General features: G+C 65.8%; 1 protein-coding gene and 1 pseudogene. Both read left to right on the forward strand.

Features of this window, described 5'->3' with window-relative positions:
- A partial coding sequence (locus tag AC5JJ1_RS15880) for a transposase (RefSeq protein ID WP_495786075.1) occupies positions 1–796 on the forward strand: 796 nt, incomplete at its 5' end.
- Between the two features lie 111 nt (positions 797–907).
- Positions 908–2,269 (forward strand): annotated as a pseudogene (locus AC5JJ1_RS15885) (IS701 family transposase).
- Positions 2,270–2,481 lie beyond the last annotated feature (212 nt).

Here is a 2,481-nt window from a genome sequence, read left to right on the forward strand (position 1 = left end):
TGTCCTGCCGCAACGCATTCAGAATACAGGAGTTCTTCATGGACGGGCTCTTAGCCGTCGCATGGGGTTGGCACGCGGGACGGTGCGGAAGTTGGCGCAGGCCGAGAGCTTTCCGGAGCGTGCCGCCCGGAAGCCCGGTCGCAGTATTCTGGATACCTACCTCGCCCACCTTGAGGCACGGCTCGCTGCTGGCTGTGAGAACGCGGCGGCGCTGTGGCGCGAGTTGCGAGAGCTCGGCTTTCCTGGCACGCCGCGGCAGGTACATCGCTGGCTGAGTCCACGGCGCAAGATGCCATTGAAACACGGCTCACAGCGCGGGCCAGACGTGCAGCCGGTGCCGACGCCATCGTCTGCACCTGATCGCGCACCGACACTGCCCTCACCCAAGCAACTCGCCTGGTACCTGACCCGGCCGCGCAGCAAGCTGACCGAGGAAGAGACTGCAGCTGTTGCCCACCTCGAGCAGGACGGGGAGGCTGCCACTGTCGCCGCCCTGGCTGGCAGGTTCGCCGACCTCCTGCGTGGCTGCTGCATCGGCAGCAAGGCTGTGTGCCGGGCACCCCTCGCCACGCTCAAGGCCTGGCTTGCAGACGCCTCGAAGAGCGGTGTGGCTGCCGTTGTCACCTTCGCTGCCGGTCTGCAGCAGGACGGTGCTGCGGTGAAGGCTGCACTCACTACGCCCTGGAGCAGCGGACAAACGGAAGGACAGGTGAACAAACTGAAGCTCCTGAAGCGGCAAACCTTCGGGCGTGCCAAGTTCGACCTTCTCCGGCGTCGTGTGCTCCTCGCCGCCTGAACCACGCATTTTGCGGAAGAGCCGTGAGAGCGGGGCAGGGCCAGCCCGCTTCGCCGCGGTGATCCTATGCTTCGCACCGCTCTTTTTTAACGGAGTTGGCGGCACGCTGAGGTGTTGCTGGTCGGAGCTATTCTGGCGCCAGGCCGGCGCACGGTGAGCCGCATTCTTCGGATTACCGGGCTCAGCCGGGAGCGGCGGTTCGTCAACGACCATGGCGTACTGAACCGTGCTGCCTGGAGTGGGAGGGCGGCGGCGAAGGTGTTGCTTGGCTTGCTGCTGGACAGCTTCGTGCCGACAGGTCCGGTACCTCTCGGTCTTGACGACACGATCGAGCGCCGCCGCGGCAAGCGGATCAGCGCCAAGGGGATCTATCGGGATCCAGTCCGCTCCAGCCATGGGCACTTCGTCAAGGCCAGTGGCCTGCGCTGGCTCAGCCTCATGCTGTTGGTCTCCATTCCTGGGGTCGGGCGGGTCTGGGCCTTGCCCTTCCTGACGGCGCTTGCCCCCTCGGAGCGGTAATGCCGCGAACGCGGGCGGCAGCACAAGAAGCTCACCGACTGGGGCCAACAACTGGTCCTCCAGGCCCGTCGCTGGAGGCCGGAGCGGCAGCTGGTGCTGGTCACCGACAGCGGCTTCTCCGCCCTCGAGTTCCTGGCCGCGCTGTTCCGCCAGGAGGTCACCTGCGTCACCCGACTGCGTCTCGATGCTGCCTTGTACCAGCCGGCGCCACCACGCCGGCCCGGTGCTGTCGGGCAACCGCCGACCAAGGGCGCACGCCCGCCAACCCTGACCGAGGTGCTGGCCGACCAGACCACCGGGTGGCAGCGCGTCACCGTGCCCGGCGGGTATGGCGAGGGCGACCGCGTCGTGGAGATCTGCTCCGACACCGCCGTCTGGCGCCATGCCGGCATGCCAGTGGTGCCGATCCGCTGGGTGCTGCTGCGCAATCCCTGCCGGCGCTTCGACCCGCAAGCTCTGCTCTGCACCGACCTGGCGCAGGAGCCGCTACCGATCGTCCGCTGGTTCGTCCAGCGCTGGCAGCGGGAAGTCACCTTCCGCGAGGTCCGCGACCACCTCGTCGTCGAGACCCAACGGCAATGGTCGGACAAGGCCATCGCCCGCACTACGCCATGCCTGCTCGGCCTGTTCTCGGTCGTCGCCCTGCTGGCGTCGTGCCTCAACAGCCGTGCCCAGCTCCGGGTCTCAGCCAGCGCCTGGTACCACAAGCAGCGACCGACCTTTGCTGACAGCCTTGCCGCCCCACGGCGGGAGATCTGGAGTGAGCAGGGTTTTGCGCCGTCCCGCCACGCCCTCGACGCTACGGAACTCCCGCCTGCCATCCGCGAGGGCATCGCTTACGCCCTCTGTCACGCTGCCTCCATGGCCAAACTCGAGCTTAGATTGATCACGCAACTCCAGTCGCGCTTTGTTAAAACACTCGCCGCCTCCCGGCATTCGAGCAGAAGCCGATAAGCGTGTTACGTGGCAGGTTGCGCTTACCGTTTTGCTCAAGCAGCATTTCGGCGAAACAGCGGCATGAATAACCTATTAAGCAACAAGATATTGACTAGTAACACCGTAAGACGGCATGACGCTTGCCAAGGCTGGTGTTGTCGATAGGAGTTTCCCCGATGCGCATTGCGGTCCTTGGTGCCGGCTATGTTGGGCTGGTCTCCGGCGCCTGC

This window comes from Belnapia sp., from assembly GCF_059504005.1.